Annotated in this window: 17 protein-coding genes and 4 tRNA genes; 19 read left to right on the forward strand and 2 right to left on the reverse strand. The window is 42.4% G+C overall.

The window, feature by feature from the left end:
• Window positions 1–36 precede the first annotated feature (36 nt).
• On the forward strand, window positions 37–759 hold the full coding sequence (phoU, locus tag A9Z07_RS09365) for a phosphate signaling complex protein PhoU (RefSeq protein WP_004773981.1): 723 nt from the start codon (window positions 37–39) through the stop codon (window positions 757–759).
• A gap of 295 nt (window positions 760–1,054) precedes the next feature.
• Here phoU and A9Z07_RS09370 read toward each other — a convergent pair whose 3' ends face one another.
• Both A9Z07_RS09370 and argH read right to left on the reverse strand, forming a co-directional pair.
• Window positions 1,055–1,327 (reverse strand): oxidative damage protection protein, encoded by a 273-nt coding sequence (locus A9Z07_RS09370; RefSeq protein WP_004773983.1) that lies wholly within the window; start codon window positions 1,325–1,327, stop codon window positions 1,055–1,057.
• Between the two features lie 49 nt (window positions 1,328–1,376).
• Window positions 1,377–2,807, reverse strand: a complete 1,431-nt coding sequence (argH, locus tag A9Z07_RS09375) for an argininosuccinate lyase (protein ID WP_032810861.1) — start codon at window positions 2,805–2,807, stop codon at window positions 1,377–1,379.
• Between argH and A9Z07_RS09380 the strand changes: the two genes are divergently transcribed.
• The 18 genes from A9Z07_RS09380 (at window position 2,798) to A9Z07_RS09465 (ending at window position 17,318) form a co-directional block, all read left to right on the forward strand.
• Window positions 2,798–3,943 (forward strand): sensor histidine kinase, encoded by a 1,146-nt coding sequence (locus tag A9Z07_RS09380; protein ID WP_005255549.1) that lies wholly within the window; start codon window positions 2,798–2,800, stop codon window positions 3,941–3,943. The genes argH and A9Z07_RS09380 overlap by 10 nt on opposite strands.
• A gap of 59 nt (window positions 3,944–4,002) precedes the next feature.
• A complete protein-coding gene (locus tag A9Z07_RS09385; RefSeq protein WP_004773988.1) occupies window positions 4,003–4,743 on the forward strand; it encodes a LytR/AlgR family response regulator transcription factor in 741 nt (246 codons plus the stop codon).
• Window positions 4,744–4,853: 110 nt separating this feature from the next.
• A complete protein-coding gene (gene hemC, locus A9Z07_RS09390; protein WP_032863816.1) occupies window positions 4,854–5,771 on the forward strand; it encodes a hydroxymethylbilane synthase in 918 nt (305 codons plus the stop codon).
• Window positions 5,771–6,547: a uroporphyrinogen-III synthase gene (locus tag A9Z07_RS09395; RefSeq protein WP_069578132.1), complete on the forward strand. Its 777-nt coding sequence runs from the start codon at window positions 5,771–5,773 to the stop codon at window positions 6,545–6,547. The genes hemC and A9Z07_RS09395 overlap by 1 nt, the downstream gene beginning before the upstream one ends.
• Window positions 6,544–7,371: a hypothetical protein gene (locus A9Z07_RS09400; RefSeq protein WP_069578136.1), complete on the forward strand. Its 828-nt coding sequence runs from the start codon at window positions 6,544–6,546 to the stop codon at window positions 7,369–7,371. The genes A9Z07_RS09395 and A9Z07_RS09400 overlap by 4 nt, the downstream gene beginning before the upstream one ends.
• Before the next feature lie 6 nt (window positions 7,372–7,377).
• The gene (locus tag A9Z07_RS09405) at window positions 7,378–8,571 is read left to right on the forward strand and encodes a hypothetical protein (RefSeq protein WP_062847098.1); all 1,194 of its coding nucleotides are present in this window, start codon (window positions 7,378–7,380) and stop codon (window positions 8,569–8,571) included.
• Between the two features lie 8 nt (window positions 8,572–8,579).
• The gene (locus A9Z07_RS09410; RefSeq protein WP_004773995.1) at window positions 8,580–9,020 is read left to right on the forward strand and encodes an acyl-CoA thioesterase; all 441 of its coding nucleotides are present in this window, start codon (window positions 8,580–8,582) and stop codon (window positions 9,018–9,020) included.
• 390 nt (window positions 9,021–9,410) lie between these two features.
• Window positions 9,411–9,737 (forward strand): H-NS family nucleoid-associated regulatory protein, encoded by a 327-nt coding sequence (locus tag A9Z07_RS09415; RefSeq protein ID WP_004773997.1) that lies wholly within the window; start codon window positions 9,411–9,413, stop codon window positions 9,735–9,737.
• A gap of 177 nt (window positions 9,738–9,914) precedes the next feature.
• Entirely contained in the window at window positions 9,915–10,658 is a 744-nt protein-coding gene (gene gspN / locus A9Z07_RS09420) for a type II secretion system protein N (protein ID WP_004773999.1), read from the forward strand.
• Window positions 10,658–11,497, forward strand: a complete 840-nt coding sequence (locus tag A9Z07_RS09425; protein WP_069578140.1) for a type II secretion system protein N — start codon at window positions 10,658–10,660, stop codon at window positions 11,495–11,497. Before gspN ends, A9Z07_RS09425 begins: the two co-directional genes overlap by 1 nt.
• 40 nt (window positions 11,498–11,537) lie before the next feature.
• Window positions 11,538–13,796: a type II secretion system secretin GspD gene (gene gspD, locus A9Z07_RS09430; protein ID WP_069578145.1), complete on the forward strand. Its 2,259-nt coding sequence runs from the start codon at window positions 11,538–11,540 to the stop codon at window positions 13,794–13,796.
• A gap of 62 nt (window positions 13,797–13,858) precedes the next feature.
• Complete coding sequence (locus A9Z07_RS09435) at window positions 13,859–14,473, forward strand: FHA domain-containing protein (RefSeq protein WP_047431885.1); 615 nt, start codon at window positions 13,859–13,861, stop codon at window positions 14,471–14,473.
• Between the two features lie 70 nt (window positions 14,474–14,543).
• Window positions 14,544–15,209: a phosphoglycolate phosphatase gene (locus A9Z07_RS09440; RefSeq protein ID WP_062848320.1), complete on the forward strand. Its 666-nt coding sequence runs from the start codon at window positions 14,544–14,546 to the stop codon at window positions 15,207–15,209.
• 112 nt (window positions 15,210–15,321) lie between these two features.
• Entirely contained in the window at window positions 15,322–16,815 is a 1,494-nt protein-coding gene (gene trpE / locus A9Z07_RS09445) for an anthranilate synthase component I (RefSeq protein ID WP_069578149.1), read from the forward strand.
• Between the two features lie 99 nt (window positions 16,816–16,914).
• Window positions 16,915–16,990 (forward strand) — tRNA-Thr (locus tag A9Z07_RS09450).
• Between the two features lie 53 nt (window positions 16,991–17,043).
• A tRNA-Tyr gene (locus A9Z07_RS09455) sits at window positions 17,044–17,127 on the forward strand.
• Between the two features lie 29 nt (window positions 17,128–17,156).
• A tRNA-Gly gene (locus tag A9Z07_RS09460) sits at window positions 17,157–17,232 on the forward strand.
• An 11-nt stretch (window positions 17,233–17,243) separates the two neighbouring features.
• Window positions 17,244–17,318: transfer RNA gene (locus A9Z07_RS09465), tRNA-Thr, on the forward strand.
• Window positions 17,319–17,512: the final 194 nt, after the last annotated feature.

A 17,512-nucleotide genomic window follows, 5' to 3' on the forward strand; every position in this document is an offset into this window, starting at 1 on the left:
CCAATCAATTTTCCATGTGTCTAGTGGAGGCATACTGTGAGCCCAAGCAATCCTGTGTTAAGTCATCATATTTCTTCACAATTTAATGAAGACTTGCAAGATGTGCATACCAAGTTTATGACCATGGGTGGATTGGTGGAGCAACAAGTTGCTAACTCAATTCATGCTTTATTGGACACAGATGCGAATTTAGCCATTGATGTTCAATTCAAAGACAATGCCGTTAACCAGTTTGAACGTGATATTGATGAAGGTTTAACCCTGATTCTTGCTCGCCGTCATCCTGCTGCGATCGACTTGCGTATGGTGATTGCCATGAGTAAGGCCAATACAGATTTAGAACGTATTGGTGATGAAGCTGCAAAGATTGCCCGTATTGCACAAAACTTGTGTGAAGAAGGTGAATCACCACGTGGTTATATGGAAACACGTCATATTGGTAATCAGGTGCGTGTCATGATTCATGATGCTCTGGATGCATTTGCCCGTTTAGATGTGGAGCAGGCCTTGAAAGTGGTGATGGCCGATGTCGACATTGACCGTGAATATCAATCTGCGACACGTACTTTAATGACCTATATGATTGAAGATCCGCGTCATATTTCACGTGTAATTAATGTGATGTGGGTATTGCGTTCATTAGAGCGTATTGGCGATCACGCGCGTAATATTTCAGAACAAGTGATTTACATGGCAAAAGGTATGGATGTGCGTCATACCAGCATTGAAGAAATCGAACAGAAAGTACATCAGAAATAAGTGTAAAAATGAAATAACTTTAAACCGCTCGATCATGAGCGGTTTTTTAATTTTCAGGATATATAGATAAAAAAATCCCAGACTTCGGGGGAAAAGTCTGGGAGAGAAATATCATGCGTTACGTGAGATATCAACGTATCTCTTTGTCCTTCTGAATACAACTATAAGCGGAGGCGTCTGAGGTGTCATGTAGACAACTGTGTATACTCTGTAAGGCTTTATTACTTATGTAAATGTCACGTAAAAAGAGAGCTGAAAATAGCTCTCTTTTTATCGCAGAAACAGACAAAATGACTTACTTTTGCTCAGTCCAACCTTCTGCTTTTTCTACACTTTCATCGTTATTGAAGAACTTTTCACGCTGTTCTTCAAGAAACTTCTTCGCATCAGGTTCAAACACATTCAAACGCTTTTCATTAATAAGCGTGGTTTGGTGTTTTAACCATTCCTGCCATGCCTGCTTTGAAACAGTTTCAAAGAATTCCTGACCTTTCGCACCTGGAAACGGTGCGAAGTCCAAGCCTTCAAGCTCTTGTTTATATTTGCGGCAAAATACTTGTCTAGTCATTATGGCATCCAGTGAAAGTCCCTCTTTGTAAAAGAGGGATATAGGGAGATTAATATAACTGTTCTAGGCGAGTGTGCGCACGCGCAATCGCAGCTTCAACCTGTTTTGGTGAAGTTCCACCAATATGGTCACGAGCATTCACAGAAGCTTCTAAAGTCAATGCTTTATCAAATACATCTGCGGTGATCAAGTCAGAGAATTGCTGTAACTGTTCAAGCGTCAATTCTGATAAATCTTTTTCTTCTGCAACACCTAAAGCCACCGCTTTACCGACGATTTCATGTGCATCGCGGAATGCTACGCCTTTTTTCACAAGGTAGTCAGCAAGATCGGTTGCGGTAGAGAAGCCACGAAGTGCTGCTTCACGCATAATTTCGATATTTGGAACAAGCGCTGGAACCATGTCTGCGAAAGCCATGAGTGAACCGCGCACGGTATCAATCGCATCAAATAACGGTTCTTTGTCTTCTTGGTTGTCTTTGTTATATGCCAATGGCTGACCTTTCATCAGGGTTAATAAGCTGATCAAGTCACCAAATACACGACCTGATTTACCACGGACCAATTCAGGTACATCTGGGTTCTTCTTCTGCGGCATGATTGAAGAGCCTGTGCAGAAGCGATCAGGAATATTCACAAACTTGAATTGTGCAGAAGTCCATAAAATCAGTTCTTCTGACATACGTGACAAATGCATCATGATTAACGATGCCGCAGCATTAAATTCAATGGCAAAATCACGATCAGAAACCGCATCTAAAGAGTTTTCTGAAACAGCTTCGAAACCAAGTAATTCAGCAGTATAAGCACGGTCAATTGGATAGGTCGTACCTGCCAAGGCAGCAGAACCTAATGGCATGCGATTGACACGTTTACGGCAGTCTTGCAGACGCTCTGTGTCACGTACCAGCATTTCAAACCATGCCAGTAAGTGGTGACCAAATGTCACTGGCTGAGCAGTTTGTAGATGTGTAAAGCCAGGCATGATGGTATTGGTATTTTGACTTGCCAGACTGAGGAGGCCTTTTTGTAAACGAAGTAATAAGCCTAAGATGTCATCGATTTCATCACGCAAATATAAACGGATGTCAGTTGCGACCTGATCATTTCGACTACGGCCTGTATGGAGTTTTTTACCAGTAATGCCGATACGTTGAGTCAAACGAGACTCAATGTTCATGTGAACATCTTCTAAATCAATACGCCATTCAAAGTTACCCGCTTCAATTTCAGCTTTAATTGTGCTTAAACCTTGGATAATGTCGTCACGTTCAGCTTCAGTCAGTACACCTACTTTCGCAAGCATAGTGGCATGCGCAATTGAACCTGCGATATCTTGTTTATAAAAACGTTGGTCAAATTGCACAGATGCGGTAAATTCTGCAACAAAAGCATCAGTTGCTTCAGAGAAGCGACCGCCCCACATTCCAGAGGTTTGATTCGGGCTGGCTGAAGAAGAGGATTGAGAAGATGTGGTCATGGCGGCTCAGTAAAATAAAAAAGAGTATAGCAAATCCAAACACAGTTGCCGAAACTCGACGTAAGAAGTTATCGCAAACTCGTCAGGGGGGGAATCCATCAGGCTCCTATTTTTTTACGAAAATTGGGCAATGGCAACACTTATTAGAATTAATTGTAGCAAGTAATGTGCTGGCGATGGTGCTGGCTTTGGCTGAAGCTCGGTCATGGCAGGCTTTGGAGGGCATTCGTGTCCTGCAATATATGTTTTTTATTAACTGGGTAATTTTATCTTTTTCGGCGCTGGTGGATTATTTTCAGGATTTTTTTGCCAAATTTAGTCAAAAGGTCGCTCTGGTTCTGGGCTTTATCCTGCTGCAAATGATTGTCCTGTTGACCACCTGTGTAGTGAATGTTCTGCAATATTGGGCTACACGTTCTGGGCCATTTTCCGAAGAGATCCTATTTCATGGAACCAGCTTGCACTTAGGTTATGGAGTGTTGCTGGGCGCTTTCTGCATGCGCTATTTATACATGCGTGAACAATGGATGAATCAGCAATACAGTGAATTGAATGCTCGTATTCAGGCCATGCAGGCACGCATTCATCCACATTTTTTATTTAACAGTCTGAATAGTGTGGTGAGTCTGATCGCGATTGATCCTGATAAAGCGGAAAATATGCTGATTAATTTGTCCAGATTATTCCGTGCCAGCTTTCAGGAGCTGAAGTTGGTGAGTCTGGCGGAAGAAATTGACTTATGCCAGCACTATTTAAGTATTGAAAAGATGCGTTTGGGGGAGCGTTTGAATGTAGAATGGAACATACAGGCAACGCCAACTGAATTAAAACGGGTCACCATCCCGTTATTAACGTTGCAACCTTTGCTGGAGAATAGTATTTTTCATGGGGTAGAAAAAGTTTTGCAGCCATCAACCATCAGCGTATTGGTTGAAATATTGCAAAATCAAGTCACTATAGTCATTACTAACCCTTATTCTCACGATACAATAAAATCGAGAAAAGGAAATGGTATAGCGATTGAAAATGTGAAGCAGCGCCTGAAAGCTTATTATGGGCAAACGGTGAAGTTTCAGATTTACGGGGGAGCGTCGTTATATACGACGGTGGTAAATTACCACGATCAAGTAAAATAATAAGTCGAGTTAACCATAAAAATGATGGATATGAAGTTAACGGTGACAAGGAGAAAAGGATGAGAGTTCTGATTGCTGATGATGAACCCCTTGCTGTAGAGCGTTTGTCACGTTTAGTGACTCAAATGGGGCATGAAGTCATTGCGACAGCGCATCATGGACAGGATGTGTTAAATCATATTGAAAATGACTCACCAGATGTTGTTTTACTGGATATTCAAATGCCCGGGATGAATGGTCTGGAATGTGCTGAACAGCTCAGCCAGCTCAATCCTCGTCCGGCCATTATTTTCTGTACAGCATACGATCAACATGCATTGGAAGCATTTAAATTTCAAGCACAAGGATATTTACTTAAACCTGTTGCACAACAAGATCTACAGCAGGTGTTCAATCATTTAACTCAACTTACACAAGCACAGATGACTGGCTTACAACAACAAGATGATATGTACGATACTAAAACCCAACGCCAACAAATTGCTGCGAAGACTTATCGCGGGGTCGAGCTGATTCCATTAGAAAATGTATATTATTTTTTAGCGGATCAAAAATATGTCACGGTTCGCCATAAAAATGGCAGCGTACTGATTGATGAAACACTCAAGGATCTGGAGCTGGAGTTCGCAGACCGCTTTATCCGTATTCACCGTAATGCACTGGTGTCGTTAGACTATCTTGAAGGTCTGGAACTGGTTGCAGCAGGACAATATCAGGTTCGGTTACGTGAGCTGGATGAGCGTTTATCTGTGAGCCGCCGTCATTTGCCAAGTTTAAGAGAGTGTATGCATCAATTGTAAATGAGACTTTTCAGCTGAATGAATGATCACTTTATGATTTTTTACTTGCAATTTCGGGTGATCAAGTTAAGTTGGGAGCAATTGCTTTGATCAATACTTCACTTGAATTTATGAAAACCTTAAAAATTGCGACCCGACAAAGCCCGCTTGCACTTTGGCAGGCCGAGCATATCCGTTCTCGTTTAAATGCGCTTTATCCAGATTTAACGGTTGAGCTGGTCAAGTTTGTGACGCAGGGTGACAAAATTCTTGATACACCACTGGCAAAAATTGGTGGTAAAGGTTTGTTTGTTAAAGAATTGGAAGCCGCATTGCTCGATGGTCGCGCAGATTTAGCCGTCCATTCCATGAAAGATGTACCGATGCATTTGCCTGAAGGCCTAACTTTAGCGGTAATTTGTGAGCGCGAAGATCCGCTGGATGCATTCGTTTCAAATCAATACCAACATTTTGATGAGTTACCGCAAGGTGCAAAAGTCGGTACTTCGAGCCTACGTCGTAAATGCCAGATTTTACAGCAACGTCCCGATCTGGAAATTATTGATCTACGTGGCAATGTCGGTACCCGTTTATCCAAACTGGATGATGGTTTGTATGATGCAATCATCTTGGCGAGTGCGGGTCTGAAACGTTTAGGTTTGTCAGAACGTATTCGTCATTGTCTGGCACCTGTACTTAGTCTGCCAGCAGTTGGACAAGGTGCGCTGGGATTGGAATGCCGTGCAAATGATGACGCATTGTTAAAACTGATCCAGCCATTACAACATGAAGAAACCTCGATTTGTGTTCGTGCAGAACGTGCTTTCAATGCTTATCTTGAAGGTGGCTGTCAGGTTCCCATCGCAGGCTATGCCACTTTAGCCAATGATCAGCTTCAGATCGAAGGACGCGTGGGGAGTGTCGACGGACATACTTTATTAAAAGAACAACTGGTTGGCGCACCAGCCGAGGCTGAGCAACTGGGTGAGCAACTGGCACAACGCTTATTGGCGCAAGGTGCGGGTGAGTTGCTAAAAGCGTTGTATTAATGCTGTTTATCAATACACGTCCTGAAGACCGTGCGGGTGCTCTAACACAGGCATTGTCCGAGGCGGGCTATCAGGTTGTGGGTTTGCCTTTACTTGAACTGGTTGCGGAGCCTTTTTCGGAAGGCTTGCAGCAGCTCTATCAGCAGCTTGATCAGGTTCAGGCAATTGTGGTGGTCAGCCCAACCGCTGTTGAAGTGGGAATGCAATATTTGCAGCAAGCAGGTGTCACACTTGAACAGTTGCAACATGTTCGATGGATTGCAGTGGGGCAAACCACTGCACAGGCGCTGGCACGATTTAATATTCAAAGTGATGTGCCTGAGGTCGAAAACTCAGAAGGCATGCTGGATTTACCTATTTTAAAACAGCAGAAAAATTTAAAGAAAATTGCGTTCTGGCGGGGGCTAGGTGGACGACAATTCATGATGCAGCAATTGCAGCAGCAGGGGATTGAAGTACTCAATTTTGTGCTTTATCTCCGTCAATGTCCCCAACAAAGTTTTGCGCTATTTCCTGAAATTCTAAACCAGATAAACCCTCAACAGCATGTTACGGTACTGATTAGTAGCGAAGCGAGCTGGAATTACTGGCAGCAGATGTGTGAACAACAACAGCCGCCCCGAGCATGGATTTATTTAGTACTGGGGGAAAGGCTGGCACAACTATTAGAAAAAACCAGAACACAGACAAACAAAGCATTTAACATTATTCAGCTTGAAAATTTATCTGCATCAGAGATCATTCAACGCATGAGAGACTGGCAAGGACATGTATGAGAAAAATTGGTTATTTAATATTAGGGCTGAGTTTATTGTGGTTGGCTAAACTCAGTTACGATGTTGCACAATATTCTCAAACGGTTCCCCAGCTTCAACAGCAGCTTACCCAGACTGAACAGCGTTATGCATTATTGAATGATCAATTTGTCGCGGTCCAACGTCAGTTGCAGAATAATCGTGTAGTTGAGCCTACAGATCATAGTTCAATTCCAATGACGGTTGAGGGCATCTCACCGATTATCCTGATTAAGCAGCAAATGCAACTGGTGCAGTTTGCGCTGGATCAGCAGCAATTTATCTATGCGTTGGAACAACTGAATCAGGCACAGCAACACGTGGTGCAATATGCAGTTTCACCCGCGTTACAAGATAGTCTGATTAAATCGATAGAGCAGGATAAACAGGCGATCCAACAATTTGTTTTAAATCAAACCCAGCAACAGCAGCAGCTTGATCAATTATTGCAGCAACTGGATCAAAAGATTGTGCAAGATCTTCAAAACCCGAAAGTATCAATTGAAAAAGGTGAAATTGCGACATGGTGGCACTGGTTTAAACTAGAAAAAGTTCAACGCTCATCACCTGATTTAATGAGCCGTAATATTACTTTGAAAGAAGCACAGTTACGTTTATTGCTGGCATCTCAAGCATTACATGAAGGTCAATTTACTGAATATCAGAAATCGGTTCAGGAAGTGATCCAGTTACTTGCAGAGTTACCTGATCAAAATAGCCAGAAAATGAAACTGCGCTTAGAGAAAATCTTAAACCAGCAAGCAGTGCCAACACCGAAATTAACAAGCTTAGGTTTGGTGGGATAATCTGTCATGAAGCAATTAATGTTGATTTATTTTCTCTCGGCTTTGGTGCTTTTCGCATTATTTTCTGTGTTGAGTTATGGCTATGGAAATGGCTATGTTTATATCTACTGGCGAGAATGGCAGTTCCAGAGCAGTGTTTGGGGGTTGATTGCACTGTTTATTGCAATTAGTCTGTTCTCGCAATTGTGCTGGTTAATTGCTAAACGGTATTTCACTCGTGAGCAAAGAAAAAAAGAAACTATCCTGCACTTTAAGGAATTACATCCTTATGAGCAGCTCGGCATTGTCTGGTTGTTAGATGCTTCAAAAGATCAGCAGGTTTTTATTGAGCGGGTATTTACCCAGTCTGGTTTGCTCAGCAATATTATTGATGCTCAATTTGATTATCAAAATGGCGATTATGCAGCCGCCTTGCAAAGTCTGGATAAATCTGCACCGATGGCTTTTGAATTGGCTGAATTGCAGCGTATTGATATTTTCCTTGAGCAAAAAGAAACCGAGAAAGCGCTAACACATTTAGAATTTCTGGCACAGCATCAGCTTTCTCCATGGCTGGTTGAAATAGAAACGGCGTATCAACAGCGTATTACTGCATTGTGGGGCAAACTAGCACTACAAGAACCGTGGTTATTTTTGCAAACCACTCAGTATGGTTTGTTAGATGCAGAACATCGTGATTTATGGTTGCAGCAATTATTAATTCATTTTGATCAGGCATCCGTAGATGATCTTGCCGCATTACAACAGCGTTATCTGGTGTTGCAGGATGAGATTGAAACGCGCCCTTATAGTAGCAAAGTGCTTTGGTTGAAATTGTTGGCGCGCATGCCTGAGATGAGCGTGCAACATGAAGATCTGGCGCTGCATCTATTGCAAGATCAGTTCGATCCAGAAGTGTTTTATTTGTGGTTTCAGCAGCAATTACTCAAGCAGATTCCAGATTATGCCTATGTTGAGCAGCGTATTATTCAACTGGAACAGCGTTATACCAGCGTTCCAATGCTGGCCTTTGCAAAGTGGCATATTTATACCGCGACACAGCGTCAGGCAGAGGCAGAGCAGTTATTAACTTTATATCCTGATAATATATTAATGAGTTATTTAAGGATTAAGTCGACACTGGGTGATAATCAGGACTTAATCAAGCAGTTAAATTTAATATTTGAAAATGATGTAAATTTTCTTAATTTTAAGATATGAGTGTAAATATGAAAGAACTGTCTGTCTATCCTGTTATTCATCGGCAGGCTGTGGCTTGGGGCGATATGGATGCTTTTGGGCATGTCAATAATGTGCAGTATTATCGTTATATGGAAAGTGCCCGTATTGCCTATTTAATGGCATTAAATATCTTCGATCAGGAGATATTGACAGTGGTTGCTTCGAGTCAATGTAAATATTTAAAACCTGTATTTTATCCCGATGTGTTACATATTGGTGCGCGTATTGAAGAGCTGAGAAATAGTGCTTTTCGTATGCATTATGTATTATGGAGTGAAAGCCAGAATCAGATTATTGCCACTGGTGAGGCAGTGATGGTTTGTGTAGATAAAGTAACATCAGGCAAACTCAATATCCCCGATTCGATTAGACAGAAGATTATTCAGCTAGAAGAAAATGTGGGGCATCAATTAATAACAAACAAATAATTATAAAGACAATTATGTCTATTTTATTTGAATATATAAGAAATTTCATAATGTGGTGTTTTTGAGCGTATTGCAGAACAGCTACTTCAAAAGCACCATCCTATAAATGAGCAAATCAGAAATTTTTTAGTGAAATTTAAGAATACGTTAATATAATTGTTGTTTGGTGTAGTCCTTTATTTAATTTAATAAAATCTATTTTTTATATCAAAACTCTACTTTTTTTGTTTTATTGTAAATAAAAAGCCATTTTATTGTTGATATGCGATTAAGTGGGCTATTCTTATATTGATTATTTAATCGCTTATAAATTAATATTGAATAGAATTCTAAATTCATTTTTTTATTTTGAGTGATATATTTTTTTCTTATTAAGTTGGAGTGGTTCGAATGAAACCAGATATTAGCGAATTATCGGTAGAAGATTTAAAGCGTTTACAAGCAGAAGCAGAAGCTTTGATTGCAAGCAAAAAAGATCAAGCAATTGAAGATGCTTATAATCAAATTGTTGCAATTGCTGAAGGCATTGGCTTTAGCGTTGAAGAGTTGTTGGAAGTGGGCGAGCAAAAGCGTAAGAAAACAACGCGTAAAGCTGTAGAACCACGCTACCGCAACAAGAGCAATACTGAAGAAACTTGGACTGGCCGTGGTAAACAACCACGTTGGTTAGTTGCTGAGTTAGAAAAAGGTGCAAAACTTGAAGATTTCTTAATCTAAGCAAGTTTTAAAGTCATCGTTTTGTCATACGATGACTTTATCCTAATTCAAAAGCCAGGCTTAAAAAGCTTGGTTTTTTTATATGAGAGAATTGGCGATGTTGAAAAAGTATGCATAATGTCATTCAGGGGCGAGTGTCTCGAAAAGGATGATATTTTGCATGTTGGTAAGGGTTGAATGAAGAAAAAAACCAAGCAATGGAGATGGTGGCTTTTCGCCATTTTTGCATTTTTAATTTTTATTATTTTACAAATTCCAGCGACATGGTTAATTGCAAAATTCTCAAAAGATAATCAAATATTACATAATGTCAGCGGCAATATCTGGCAGGGGCAGGCAGATTGGCAACGTGGCCAACTGCGAGGTTCAGTTCATTGGAAAACCCGTCCTTTAGATTTGTTATTGTTACGTCTGGGCGCAAATCTTGATATCCACAGCGGCAATACGCAATTCAGTGGGGTATTCGGTTATGGTTTAGGTCAAAAAATCATGATCAAGGATCTTCAAGGCGCTATTTCTCCTGAAACATTAAAGTATTTTGCCAATTGGCAATGGCCTGAAAATTCTATTCAATTGAAAGACGTACAATTTAATTATCAAAAAGAAAAAGGGTTTAGTGCTGCGCAAGGTCAATTGAACTGGGGTGGCGGGGCATTGAGCTATACCTTTGGTCAGCGTCAAGACCGTATGAATATGCCGTCATTGGTGGCTGAAATAAAAGATGAGAACGGCCAACTCCAGATTGATATTCGTGATCAGCGTAGCCAGAAAATGGGAAATCTCAGCTTAGATGCCAACTTGATGTTAGATGTGCAGTTGACGCAACGGATGTTGTTGAATATTCCATCCTATCAGGGTAAAGCTGGACTAGATACCTATGTAATTAGTTCACGTCAGCCGTTGTTGCAGGGTGGTTTCTGATGAAAGCAATTACTCAAAAAATGCAACAATTGCGTTGGCAGAAGCTTGATAAGTTAAGTGGCCTGATTCTGGCTTTATTGATTTTATGGTTATGCTGGAAGTTAGCTTCATTGTTCTGGTGGGTGGTTGCACCGCCACAACCGATGCAGTTTGATCGGGTGGAATTGGGTTCGCAGCAGGCCCAAGTTCCAAACATCAGCTCATTTGCTTTATTTAATGAGCCAGCGGCAGCTTCGGCAGATGATAATGTCAATCTGGAGTTGCAAGGTGTATTGCTTGGTCACCCAAATCACTTGTCTTCTGCGGTCATTAAAATGAATGATACAGCTGAACGTTATCGAGTAGGTGAAACGGTAGGCTCAACTTCGTATCAACTCTCCGAAGTGTATTGGGATCATGTGATTTTGCGACAAGGTAATGGCGCAACACGAGAAGTCAAATTCAAAGGATTGGACAATGGTTTATATCAACCGGCAGCACCTGTTTTAAATAATGGATCGAGTGTCCCGCCAGCAGCAGCGCCTGCGCCTGCCCAGAATTCACCTCAATCTGCACTTGGACAGGCAATCCAGCAAATGCAGGATAACCGAGAGCAATATCTGAAAAATATGGGTGTAAGCAATGGTGGGGATGGCTATGAAATATCGGACAAGACGCCGTCGAATTTAAAAAATACCTTAGGTTTACGTTCGGGTGATCGTATTTTATCGATCAATGGACAAACCGTCGGGCAAGGACTCAACGAAGTACAATTATTAGAGCAAGTACGTCGTGAAGGGCATGCCAAAATAGAAATAAAACGTGGTGATCAGGTGATGACCATACAACAAAGTTTTTAGTGATCACACGTCACACATCAGTTAGGAATAAGTGCAGGTTATGGCTTTCTTGAATCATCAACGTCCACTTTGGGCATTACTTGCCGCAGCACCTTTGGTGGCGACAATCAGTACCCATGCGCAAGCACAAACATGGAAGATCAATCTACGTGATGCGGACTTAACAGCATTTATTAATGAAGTTGCTGATATTACAGGTAAGAACTTTGCTGTTGATCCACGTGTACGTGGCAATGTGACGGTTATTTCCAACAAGCCGCTGAATAAGGATGAGGTCTATGACCTGTTCTTGGGCGTGCTCAACGTCAATGGTGTGGTGGCACTTCCTTCGGGAAATACGATCAAACTGGTACCAGACAGCAATGCCAAGAACTCGGGTATTCCTTACGATGCGCGTAATCGTGCGGGTGGTGACCAGATCGTAACGCGTGTGATCTGGCTACAAAATACCAATCCTAATGACCTGATTCCTGCATTACGTCCATTAATGCCGCAGTTTGCACATCTTGCTGCCGTGGCTGGAACCAATGCCTTAATTGTTTCTGATCGTGCTACCAATATTTACCAGCTTGAAAATATTGTCCGTAATCTGGATGGAACTGGACAAAATGATATTGAAGCAATCAGCTTGCAGTCGAGCCAAGCCGAAGAAATTATTGGTTTGCTAGAGACGATGAGTGCGACAGGCGCATCGAAGGACTTTATTGGATCGCGTGTTCGTGTGGTTGCAGATAATCGTACCAATCGTATTTTGATTAAGGGTGATCCCGATTCACGTAAGCGTTTACGTCAAATGATTGAAATGCTGGATGTACCTTCAGCCGCTCGCTTGGGTGGTTTAAAAGTTTTCCGCCTGAAATATGCCAGCGCTAAAAATCTGGCTGAAATTTTACAAGGTCTGGTTACAGGACAATCAGTTTCTTCTTCATCTTCTTCGTCATCGAATAGCAACACTAGTTCAAATTCGATCAATAACCTGATTTCAAATAATCAGAATTCAGGCTCATCATCGGGATCATCTTCTGTTTCAACACCTTCGATTAATTTAAATAGTAATTCTAGCAATAGTCAAAATGCTGGCATTACCAGTTTCAATCAGGGTGGCGTTAGTATTATTGCGGACCCTGCGCAAAATGCTTTGGTGGTGAAGGCTGAACCACAATTGATGCGTGAAATTGATGCTGCGGTTCAGCAACTGGATACGCGCCGTCAGCAAGTCATGATTGAAGCGGCGATTATTGAAGTGGTTGGAACTGATGCCGATCAGTTGGGCGTGCAATGGGCACTGGGTGACCTGAATAGTGGCGTAGGATTAATTAACTTTTCCAATTTGGGTTCTGGACTGTCAAAAATCGCGGCGGGTTATTTAACCGGTGGTGCAGCGGGTGCGGCAGGCGCTTTAGGTGATGGTGCATCGATTGGTATCGGTAAGTATAAAGAAGGCAGCAATGGCTCTCGTCAGTTATACGGTGCATTGATTCAGGCACTTAAAGAAAATACCAAGTCTAACCTTCTTTCAACACCTTCTATCGTGACCATGGATAATGAAGAAGCCTATATTGTGGTTGGTCAGAACGTTCCTTTTGTAACAGGTTCGGTCACCACAAATAGTACAGGCGTTAATCCTTATACGACAGTTGAGCGTAAAGATGTCGGGGTGACCTTGAAAGTCATTCCGCATATCGGTGAGGGTGGTTCTGTCCGTTTGGAAGTCGAGCAAGAAGTCTCTAACGTTCAGAACAGCAAAGGTCAGGCGGCCGATTTGGTCACCAGTAAGCGTGCAATTAAAACTTCGGTATTGGCAGATCATGGACAAACCGTTGTGTTGGGGGGCTTAGTCTCAGACAACACGACTTTAGGACGTCAAGGCTTACCTATATTGAGTGATATTCCGTACTTGGGCCGACTGTTCCGTTCGGATAATCGCAGTAATGAAAAGCGTAACCTGCTTGTCTTTATCCATCCGACTATTGTTGGGGATTCTGACGACGTTCGACGTATCTCACAACAACGCTACAATCAGCTTTATAGCTTGCAGTTAGCAATGGACAAGAATGGTAATTTTGCCAAATTACCTGAAAATGTTGCAGATATTTATAGCCAGCAGCCTGCGGCAAATTCACCTTATCAAAAAGTTCCGACTGCGACGCAAGCTCAAAAAACAGTTGTGGTGACGACACCTGTTGCGGTGGAACAACCACAAGTGCAGCAGAAAACCGTGCAACTCCCTGTGAAAGAAACCGAACGTAGTAAAAATACGGTAACGACAACCACGATTCGTCCTGCGTCTTCACAGTAGCTGCACAGAAACGCTTATGTCACAATGTTACGATTGCGGGAAACTATAAAGGATATGCATCTATGACTTGGAAATTACAAGCCATTACAGGTGAATTTACGGGGCAGGAACTGAATATTGAGCGTGATATGTTGGTTGGCCGACATCAGGATGCCGATATTCTGTTGCAATCAGCCGATATTTCACGTCGTCATGCCGCGCTGTTGCTCAAAGATCAACAGCTGTGGGTGCAAGATTTAAACTCGTCCAATGGCACATTTATTAATGATGCACGCATTGAGCAGGAAACTGAATTGCATGATGGCGATATTCTGCAATTTGCCAGCTTTGTGTTCTCGGTGCTTGCTCCAGCAGCGGAAACGGAATTACCTGAAATTGAAGCAGAGCCTGTGACTGCAAATACGCATGATCAAGGCATGCCGAGTATTGCAGAACGTGCGGTCGAAACACCAATCACACGTGATGGGATGCCACAACAGGTCGCGATTCCAAAACCAGCACCAATTCCTGAAGGTGTGCAGGTACAGGCTGTGCCTGAACCACAACCTGTTGCACTTGAAGAACCTGTTTCACGTGTGGCTGAAGAGAAAGAGCAACAGAAGAATGCTTCAGTTGGACTCATTTCAATTATTGTATTGATCATTTTAGCTGTGATTGCCTGGCTGTTCTTTAAATAATCGGGCGAAGCTTCTACAATCAAGGCATGCCCACGTTGGTATGCCTTTTTTATTTTTAGGGTGAAATATCATGTCTATTGCACAGTTGCAAAGTCGTCATCTGGTGTTATTTGATCTGGATGGAACGCTGGTGGATTCGGCTGCTGACTTATATCGTGCCATGAATCTGAGTCTGACAAAACTGGGTCTACCTCTGGTGACTGAAGCTCAGGTTAGAGTCTGGGTGGGTAAGGGTGCGGCAAAATTATGTGAAGCTGTCCTGACACATTTGTTTGGGCAGGTCGATGCTCAACAGCAAGAGCAGCTGTTAAAAACCTTTATGCAGGTGTATGCGCAAGAGCTATGTGTTGATACACAAGTCTATGAGGGTGTTCTGCCATTTCTAGATTATTGTCAGGCCAATAATATTGCAATGGCCTGTGTTACCAATAAGCCTGAACATCTGGCGCGAGGGATTCTGGATGTTTTAGCGCTTGCACCTTATTTTAAAATGGTGGTTGGTGGGGATAGTCTGGCTGAGCGTAAACCGCATCCGTTACCGCTTTTGCATTGTGTGCAACAAGAAGGAATTTCTACAGCTGAAACCCTGATGATTGGGGATTCAAGTAATGATGTAGAAGCTGCAAGACGTGCAGGTATTGATTGTATTGTAGTCAGCTATGGCTATAATCATGGGGAAAGCATTTATGACTGCCAGCCACAGCAAGTGGTTGATCGTCTGGCAGAGTTAGTTTAAAAAAATCAGATAGGGAAAGAGGTGTGAGGATGATGATGGTTTTTCGATGGCGGGGTTAAAGCAGCATTAAAACAGGGAAACGCAGATAAATCGAAACCATAAGAGATAACTCATGACAACTTCAATCCAGTTTGAACAATTAAAAGCAGCAGGTTACAACACCATTCCAGTTTATCGTCAACGCTTGGCTGATACTGAAACCCCGTTATCTGTTTTTGCACGTTTTAAGGAGCAGAAACAAGCCTATCTATTTGAATCGGTAGAGGGGGGCGAGAACTGGGCACGCTATTCCATGATTGGGCTAGGTGAGTCTACCGTTTTTTCATGCAATGCGGGGGTGTTAACCATTCAGCAAGCAGATGGTACGGTGACTCAGCAAGATTGTGCAGATCCGTTTCAATATATTCGTGATTTTCAAAGTCAATTTAAAGTTCCAAGCAAAACCGAGCTACCTGATCTACCAAGTTTTACCGGTGGGCTGGTGGGTTATTTGGGTTATGACGCCGTTCGTTATATTGAGCCAAAACTGAAGAATGTACCTGCTGCTGATCCAGTGACCTTGCCTGATTTATGGTTGATGCTGTCTCAAACCGTCATTGTCTTTGATAATTTAAAAGATACTTTGTTCTTGATCCATCATGTTGATGTGAATGAGCCAGATGCCTATAACAAAGCACAAGCTAAGCTGGATCAGCTAGAACAATTACTGGCGACACCAGTGAGTCTGCAAGCAAAACCACATACAGCACCGCATTTTGAATCGATTACGGGCAAGGAAAAGTTTCTGGAAACTGTGGATAAGGTGAAGGAATACATCTGTGCTGGGGATGTGATGCAGGTGGTGCCTGGTCAGCGTATGGTGTCTGACTTTGATGGCGAAGCTTTACAGGTTTACCGTGCATTGCGCCATTTGAATCCATCGCCTTATTTATTTCTGGTACAAGGCCAGACACTGACAGATCAAAAGCCTTTTCATATTGTTGGTTCATCGCCAGAGATTTTGTCTCGTCTTGAAAATGGGATTGCGACAGTACGTCCTTTGGCAGGAACGCGACCACGCGGTAAAACCAAGGAAGAAGATCTGGCATTAGAACAAGATTTATTGGCAGATGAAAAAGAGATTGCTGAGCATCTGATGTTGATTGATCTTGGGCGTAATGATGTGGGGCGTGTATCCAAGATTGGTAAAGTACAAGTAACAGATCGTATGGTGATCGAGCGTTATTCGCATGTTATGCATATTGTGTCCAATGTGCAGGGTGAGGTGCGTGATGATATTGATGCTTTAGATGTGTTTAAAGCCACTTTTCCAGCAGGGACGCTTTCTGGTGCTCCAAAAATACGTGCCATGGAAATTATTGACGAAGTTGAGCCGGTAAAACGTGGTGTATTTGGTGGTGCTGTTGGTTATTTAGGCTGGCATGGGGAAATGGACATGTCGATTGCTATCCGAACCTGTGTTATTCGCGATAAAAAGGTCTATGTGCAGGCTGGAGCAGGGCTTGTTGCAGACTCAAATCCTGAATCTGAGTGGAATGAAACCCAAATAAAAGCTCGCGCAGTGATCAAAGCGGTTGAATTATCGTCAAACGGATTGATTTTATGAGTTTTTAACGGTTTTTTTTAAAAAAGCACTTGCATCGATTCTAAGTTTTGCTAAACTGCACACCGTTCCGATACGAAACGTACGAAACACTAAGAAAGAGCCGGCATAGCTCAGTTGGTAGAGCAACTGACTTGTAATCAGTAGGTCCACAGTTCGAATCCGTGTGCCGGCACCATCTTAAAAGTGTGGTAGTATAAAGTAAAGAACAGCACTGTGTAAGTGTGATATGGTGAGATTCCCGAGCGGTCAAAGGGGGCAGACTGTAACTCTGCTACGAAAGTTTCGAAGGTTCGAATCCTTCTCTCACCACCATCTAACTTCGATAGAAGTAGTACCAACATGCGGGAGTAACTCAGTTGGTAGAGTGGCAGCCTTCCAAGCTGCATGTCGCGAGTTCGATCCTCGTCTCCCGCTCCATCGAAGATGTCGCTCTTATAGCTCAGTGGTAGAGCACTCCCTTGGTAAGGGAGAGGTCTCGAGTTCAAATCTCGATAAGAGCTCCAGATATACAGTTTAGTGGTTTATCCACAAGATTTTAAAGAAGCAGGCTATTATAGTCTGCTTTTCAAGTATTAGGTGTCTAGTTTTTTAGGCGATTGTCGATAAAGAAGGTTTTTCAGGGTTGTTTTTCTCTAAACTGGTGTCGACGTAAACGAGGAAAATCAAAATGGCTAAGGCTAAGTTTGAACGTAACAAA

The sequence above is a fragment of the Acinetobacter sp. YK3 genome, from assembly GCF_001729365.1.
GTDB classification, from domain to species: Bacteria; Pseudomonadota; Gammaproteobacteria; order Pseudomonadales; family Moraxellaceae; genus Acinetobacter; species Acinetobacter vivianii.